Below are 216 nucleotides of genomic sequence, written 5' to 3' on the forward strand. Positions count from 1 at the left end.
TACGTCGTCGCGCAGACCGCCGAGCTGGTCGGCGACCGGATCAGCTACGGCAAGATGGCGATCTTCACCGGTCACAATCACCTTATCACCGTGCGGCACGGCAATGCCGGAGCGCTGGGCAAACTTCGGGAGCAACTCGAGGCATCGCCGACGCAGTTCGGCAAGGGTGTCGACTATGTGCTGCACGCGATCTTGCATCGCGTGGTCGACCAGTAT

Annotated in this window: 1 pseudogene; it reads left to right on the plus strand. The window is 62.0% G+C overall.

Annotated features, from left to right (window positions below):
• Positions 1-216 (plus strand): annotated as a pseudogene (locus A9513_RS19195) (magnesium transporter); the annotation flags it as partial.

The sequence above is a fragment of the Pseudomonas sp. AU12215 genome, assembly GCF_001675465.2.
Taxonomy (GTDB): Bacteria; Pseudomonadota; Gammaproteobacteria; order Pseudomonadales; family Pseudomonadaceae; genus Pseudomonas; species Pseudomonas nitroreducens.